The 6,483-nt window shown below is 59.2% G+C and carries 7 protein-coding genes; 6 read left to right on the forward strand and 1 reads right to left on the reverse strand.

Going from position 1 to position 6,483, the window contains the following annotated elements; all coding sequences use genetic code 11:
- Window positions 1–18: 18 nt before the first annotated feature.
- The 4 genes from D6877_RS08700 to mtnC all read left to right on the forward strand — a co-directional run bounded on the left by D6877_RS08700 (window position 19) and on the right by mtnC (window position 3,113).
- Window positions 19–1,164, forward strand: coding sequence for an MFS transporter (locus D6877_RS08700; RefSeq protein ID WP_130910496.1), 1,146 nt, complete (start codon window positions 19–21; stop codon window positions 1,162–1,164).
- Window positions 1,161–1,787: a methylthioribulose 1-phosphate dehydratase gene (locus tag D6877_RS08705; RefSeq protein ID WP_016773777.1), complete on the forward strand. Its 627-nt coding sequence runs from the start codon at window positions 1,161–1,163 to the stop codon at window positions 1,785–1,787. The genes D6877_RS08700 and D6877_RS08705 overlap by 4 nt, the downstream gene beginning before the upstream one ends.
- Before the next feature lie 92 nt (window positions 1,788–1,879).
- Window positions 1,880–2,425: an acireductone dioxygenase gene (locus D6877_RS08710; RefSeq protein WP_130910504.1), complete on the forward strand. Its 546-nt coding sequence runs from the start codon at window positions 1,880–1,882 to the stop codon at window positions 2,423–2,425.
- A 4-nt stretch (window positions 2,426–2,429) separates the two neighbouring features.
- Complete coding sequence (gene mtnC, locus D6877_RS08715; protein ID WP_130910497.1) at window positions 2,430–3,113, forward strand: acireductone synthase; 684 nt, start codon at window positions 2,430–2,432, stop codon at window positions 3,111–3,113.
- An 81-nt stretch (window positions 3,114–3,194) separates the two neighbouring features.
- On the opposite strand, the gene D6877_RS08720 is transcribed toward mtnC, so the two are convergent.
- Entirely contained in the window at window positions 3,195–3,473 is a 279-nt protein-coding gene (locus tag D6877_RS08720) for a DUF3509 domain-containing protein (RefSeq protein WP_016773780.1), read from the reverse strand.
- 385 nt (window positions 3,474–3,858) lie between these two features.
- Here D6877_RS08720 and D6877_RS08725 point away from each other — a divergent pair, with 385 nt between their 5' ends.
- Together D6877_RS08725 and D6877_RS08730 are read left to right on the forward strand one after the other, a co-directional pair.
- Window positions 3,859–5,697 carry a long-chain-acyl-CoA synthetase gene (locus tag D6877_RS08725; RefSeq protein ID WP_130910498.1) on the forward strand — a complete coding sequence of 613 codons (1,839 nt, stop codon included), beginning with the start codon at window positions 3,859–3,861 and terminating at the stop codon, window positions 5,695–5,697.
- Between the two features lie 95 nt (window positions 5,698–5,792).
- Complete coding sequence (locus D6877_RS08730) at window positions 5,793–6,311, forward strand: ankyrin repeat domain-containing protein (RefSeq protein ID WP_039763836.1); 519 nt, start codon at window positions 5,793–5,795, stop codon at window positions 6,309–6,311.
- Window positions 6,312–6,483: the final 172 nt, after the last annotated feature.

Genomic DNA, 6,483 nt, shown 5'->3' on the forward strand with positions numbered 1-6,483 from the left:
CGTCGCGGCATAACCGGCGTGGCGGCGCTTCCTTACTGGCGGCTGTCCAGTTTCTATCTGTTCTATTTCGCCTTGCTCGGTTCGACAGCGCCGTTTCTGGCGCTGTACTTCGATCACCTCGGCTTCAGCGCCGCACGCATCGGCGAGCTGGTGGCGATTCCGATGCTGATGCGCTGCGTGGCGCCGAACATCTGGGGCTGGCTCGGCGATTACACCGGCAGGCGTCTGGCCATCGTGCGCTTTGGTGCGGTGTGCACGTTGCTGACCTTTTCGCTGATCTTCGTCAGTCAGACCTACGCCTGGCTGGCAATGGTCATGGCCCTGCATGCGTTCTTCTGGCACGCGGTACTGCCGCAGTTCGAAGTCATCACCCTGGCGCATCTGCAGGGGCAGACCTCGCGCTACAGCCAGATTCGGCTGTGGGGCTCGATCGGTTTCATCATTACCGTGGTAGTGCTGGGGCGGCTGTTCGAATGGCTGAGTCTGGACATCTACCCGGCGGCGCTGGTGCTGATCATGGCCGGTATTGTCCTGAGTAGCCTGTGGGTGCCGAATGCGCAACCGGCGCAAGGCAACCGGCCGGCGGGCGAGGGCTTTCTCAGGCAATTGCGCCATCCCGGCGTGTTGGCGTTTTATGCCTGCGTCGCGCTGATGCAGGTCAGCCACGGGCCTTATTACACCTTTCTGACTCTGCACCTTGAACGCCTCGGTTACAGCCGTGGCGTCATCGGCATGCTCTGGGCCGTCGGTGTGGTGGCGGAAGTGCTGATGTTCATGGCCATGAGTCGCATTCTGGCGCGCTTTTCCCTGCGCCGGGTGCTGCTGGCGAGTTTTCTGCTGGCGGCGTTGCGCTGGGTGCTGCTCGGTTCGTTTGCGGAGTTTCTCTGGGTGCTGTTGTTCGCCCAAGTGCTGCACGCAGCGACTTTCGGCAGCTTTCATGCGGCTGCCATCGCTTTCGTGCAACGTAGTTTCGGCGCTCGCCAGCAAGGCCAGGGCCAAGCGCTGTATGCCGCGTTGGCCGGCACCGGCGGGGCGCTCGGCGCGCTGTATTCCGGCTACAGCTGGAATGCCCTTGGCGCGACATTGACCTTTAGTATTGCCAGTCTCGCAGCGCTTGCCGCTGCCGTTATCATTGCCACATGTATGCAAGAGGACAGGCCATGAGCCTTAGCCGTGAACAGCTCGCCCAGCAGATCGTTGACGCCGGGCGTTTTCTATATGGCCGTGGCTGGTCGCCAGCCACCAGCAGCAACTATTCGACGCGCCTGTCGCCGAGCGAAGCGCTGTTGACCGTATCGGGCAAGCACAAGGGCCAGTTGGGTGTGGATGACGTGCTCGCTACCGATCTGTCCGGCAATAGCCTGGAGCCGGGCAAGAAACCCTCCGCCGAAACCTTGCTGCACACCCAGCTCTACAGTTGGCGCGCGGAGATCGGTGCGGTGCTGCACACCCATTCGGTGAATGCCACGGTGCTGTCGCGCCTGACTCCGCAAGACTTCATCGAGTTCGAAGATTACGAATTGCAGAAAGCCTTCAGCGGCATCTCGACTCATGAATCGCGGGTGCGTGTGCCGATTTTCGACAACGATCAGGACATTGCGCGCCTCGCCGCCAAGGTGCAGCCTTGGCTCGACGCCCATCCTGATTGCGTAGGTTATCTGATTCGCGGCCATGGTCTCTACACCTGGGGCGCGCAGATGAGCGACGCGCTGCGGCAGATCGAGGCCTTTGAATTCCTGTTTGAATGCGAGTTGAAAACCCGCAGCGTCATGAACCGCCAAGGCTGAGTTCACCAGAAACAGCCCGTTTGCCTGATGCCACGCGGCGCCCGACCGGTCTTGAAGAGCCGGACGGCGCCGCCGCTACCGAGGAATTGCCCATGAGCAGCCTGTCCGTTTATCACGTTTCCAGCCCTGAGATTCCCAACAAGGTGCTGACCCATTTCGAAGATATCGCCTCGACGCTGGCCGAGCAGGGCGTGCGGTTCGACCGCTGGCAGGCCGGCGCGAAGATCCAGCCCGGCGCCAGTCAGGAAGAGGTCATCAGCGCTTATAAAGAGCAGATCGACAAACTGATGACCGAGCGCGGTTACATCACCGTCGATGTGATCAGCCTCAACAGCGACCATCCGCAAAAAGCCGAACTGCGCGCCAAGTTCCTCGAAGAGCACCGTCACGGCGAAGACGAAGTGCGATTTTTCGTCGCCGGTCGTGGCTTGTTTACCCTGCACATCGACGATTACGTCTATGCCGTTCTTTGTGAGAAGAACGACCTGATCTCGGTTCCGGCCGGCACCAAGCACTGGTTCGACATGGGCGAACATCCGCACTTCGTGGCGATCCGTCTGTTCAACAACCCGGAAGGCTGGGTTGCCAATTTCACCGGCGAAGACATCGCCGGCCGCTTCCCGCGTCTGGAGGACTGAAATCGTGTCGATCAAAGCCATTCTCACCGACATCGAAGGCACCACCAGCGCGGTGAGTTTCGTCTTCGACGTGCTGTTTCCCTACGCCGCCAAACATTTGCCGGACTTTGTGCGGCAGAACGCTTCGCATGCTGATGTCGCCGAACAGCTCGACGCCGTGCGCCGTGACAGCAACGAGGCGCAGGCCGATGTTGAACGGGTTGTTGAAATCCTCTTGAGCTGGATCGCCGAAGACCGCAAAGCCACGCCGCTCAAGGCATTGCAGGGCATGGTCTGGGCGCAGGGCTATCAGGCCGGGCAGTTGAAGGGGCATGTCTATCCTGATGCTGTTGAAGCGCTGCAACGTTGGCATGCGGCCGGTTATCAACTGTTTGTTTACTCGTCCGGCTCGATCCAGGCGCAGAAACTGATCTTCGGTTGCTCGGAGGCGGGGGATCTGACACCGCTGTTCAGCGGCTATTTCGACACCACATCAGGGCCGAAGCGTGAGGCGCAGTCCTACCGCAACATTCAGCAGGCGGTGAGTGTTGAAGCCGATGAAATTCTGTTCCTGTCGGACATCGTCGAAGAGCTCGACGCTGCCCAGTCGGCCGGCATGAAGACTTGTGGCCTGGCGCGTGAGGGCGGGGAGTTGGCAGGGCACGTGACGGTTGACAGCTTTACTGGAATCGAACCGGAAGCGTTCTGACCCCACAGTAAATATGTGACAGACATAAAACAAATAGGCCGTGAAGCACATGCTCCACGGCCTGTTTTTGTTTAAAGCAGATTACAGCGAGTGATACGTCGGCAGAGCAAAACGCTGCTGGCTCTGCAGCATTGCAATTTGCGGCAGCTCGCTGGCTTGTTCGGCCAGGTCGCGGCGGATCGCGCTGATCGCCCACGAAAGTTGGTCACCGGCGTGCAACTGCTGATACGAGAGGGCGCGTTTGAAGACTTTGCCGTCGCTGCTACGCAGAGTGAGCAGGATGCCACCGTCAGGACGTGGGGCAGTGCTGACTTCGTAGTTGGAGAACAGCGATGTAAATTTTTCTTGAATCAGGCTCATGTCATCAGCTCCGTATGTACTTGAATGGCAAGCATGCAGAGGTAGTTGCAGCGTTTGTGCCAGTATTGATTCGAAAAAAAGCCCTTTAAAATCAAGAAGTTGAAGGAATTGCATTTTGCAGGCGTCGTGCAATCTGCATGAATGGCCATCGTGCATCCTGCATTTTGCGTGATTTTTCTTCGTACAACGGAACCAAACGTCCGTACCAGAATCCGCTCTTCCCCGTCGGCGCGACGGGATACAAATCATTGCAAAAACCGCGTGTACAGCCTCGCGAGCACTGACGTACTTTCCTTCTCGACCCACGGCGTAAACGCGTCGGTCGCAGTCATTACCCGATAACAAGAACAGCGGTCTGCACGTCAGGATCGAACGGGGAGCTTTCATGCGTCACGCACCAAGCGACACGATTACCTGGGGCATGATGCTCCGCAAACTGCCGATGATCGCCAAAGCCATCCCCCGGGTGGTCAAAGGCATGAAGGTGGCCAATGTCACGGATCCGACCCAAACGTGTGGTCTGGGCTGGACGTTCGAGCAGGCGACGCTGCGCAATCCCGATGGTGTGGCGTTGTTGCAGGGCGACGTGGCGTTGACCTACACGCAGGTCAACCAGTGGGCCAATCGCATTGCGCATTACCTGAGCGAGCAAGGCATCGGCAAGGGCGATGTGGTCGCGGTGTTCATCGAGAACCGTGCGGAATTGCTGGTGACAATCCTGGCGCTGGCCAAGCTCGGCGCGGTGAGTGCGCTGCTCAATACCTCGTTGATGCGCGACACGCTTGTTCACAGCATCAATCTGGTTGCGCCGGTGGCTATTGTGGTTGGCGAAGAACTGACCGCTGCCTATGCCGGCGTGCGTGATCAGGTTGCGATCGCAGCGCCGCGCACCTGGTTCGTCGCCGATCAGGACACCCACAGCCATCCGGGCATCGCGCCTGAGGGCTACGTCAATCTGATCAGCGCCAGTGCTGACGCCAGTAGCGATAACCCGCCGAGCAGCGCGCAAATTTTCTTCGACGATCCGTGTTTCTACATCTACACCTCCGGCACCACCGGCCTGCCCAAGGCCGGTGTTTTCAAGCATGGACGCTGGATGCGCAGTTCGGCGAGCTTCGGCATGATCGCCCTCGATATGCGCCCGGATGATGTCGTTTACTGCACCTTGCCGCTGTACCACGCCACGGGCCTGTGCGTGTGCTGGGGATCGGCAATCAACGGCGCCTCGGGTTTCGCCATCCGCCGCAAGTTCAGCGCCAGCCAGTTCTGGGGAGACGTGCGCCGCTATCGCGCGACCACCATCGGCTACGTCGGCGAACTGTGTCGCTATCTGGTCGAGCAACCGCTCAGCGCCGATGACAGCCGCCACGATGTACGCAAGATGATCGGCAATGGTTTGCGTCCTGGTGCCTGGGCCGAGTTCAAGACGCGTTTTGCCGTCGAGCACATTTGTGAGCTGTACGCGGCGAGCGACGGCAACATCGGTTTCACCAACATCCTCAATTTCGACAACACCGTCGGGTTTTCGCTGATGGCGTGGGAACTGGTCGCTTACGACCATGACAGTGGCGAGCCATTGCGCGGCGATGATGGTTTCATGCGCAAGGTCGGCAAGGGCGAGCAGGGCCTGCTGCTGGCGCGGATCGACGACAAGGCACCGCTGGACGGTTACACCGATCCGCAGAAAACCGCCCGCGTCGTCCTTCACGATGTGTTCAACAAGGGCGATCGCTTTTTCAACACCGGCGACCTGCTGCGCAATATCGGTTTCGGCCATGCGCAGTTCGTTGATCGCCTCGGCGATACCTATCGCTGGAAGGGTGAAAACGTGTCGACCACCGAAGTCGAAAACCTGTTGCTGCAACATCCATTGATTGCTGAAGCCGTGGCCTACGGTGTGGAAATTCCCAACACCAACGGGCGTGCGGGGATGGCCGCGATCACTCCCGCCGAATCCCTGGCCACGCTGGATTTTGCCGAACTGCTGAGTTTCGTCCGGCAACGCATGCCGGCTTATGCCGTGCCGTTGTTCTTGCGGGTGAAAGTGAAAATGGAAACCACCGGGACCTTCAAATACCAGAAGACTCGCCTGAAAACGGAAGGCTTTGACCCCGGGCTCACGGGCGATGACCCGATCTTCGCCTGGCTGCCGGCCAGCGAAACTTATGTGCATGTCAGTGAGCAAATCCTCGCTGAAATTCAACAAGGCAAACATCGGTATTGAGTGTGGCTATCGGGACGCTCGGAAAAAACCGAGTGACAGCCACCGTCGCGCTCGGGAAACTGTCGGCTTTCCGATAGACCGAAATGGAGTGCCCCATGTCCGACCAAAGCCGCCAGATGACCCCTGAAGAAGCTGCCGAATTCACCGAGCAGGTTTTCAACAAGGCGCGCGACGGTGATGCCGAGATGCTTGATCGCCTGGTCACCGCCGGGCTGCCGGTGAACCTGAAAAACAGCAAGGGCGACACCTTGTTGATGCTCGCCAGCTACTACGGCCATGTCGATGCGGTGAAGGTCCTGCTTAAACACAAGGCCGATCCGGAAATGCGCAATGGCAACGGCCAGAGCCCGATTGCCGGCGCTGCGTTCAAGGGCGATCTGGCGGTGGTCAAGGCGCTGGTCGAGGCGGGCGCCGAAATCGAAGGTTCTTCCTTCGACGGCCGTACCGCGCTGATGATGGCGGCGATGTTCAACCGCGTTGAAATCGTCGACTACCTGATTGGCCAGGGCGCTGACCCGAAAGCCAAGGACGCTAACGGCGTGACCGCGCTGGATGCGGCGCGGACCATGGGCGCAGTCGATACCACTGCGCAGCTGGAAAAGTTGTTGGCTTGATAAACGTCGATAGGTCGCAGCTTGTTCGTAGTCAAACGCAGAATCTGTAGGAGCTGCCGAAGGCTGCGATCTTTTGCCTTTCTGCGCTATCCTGCGCGCCCGAAAAATCCATTGCCACCACAGGATCCGCCCTCATGAAAGCCGCACTCGTCGAACTCATCAGCAAAATCAG

This window comes from Pseudomonas sp. Sample_9, assembly GCF_004307535.1.
Lineage (GTDB): Bacteria > Pseudomonadota > Gammaproteobacteria > Pseudomonadales > Pseudomonadaceae > Aquipseudomonas > Aquipseudomonas mercuritolerans.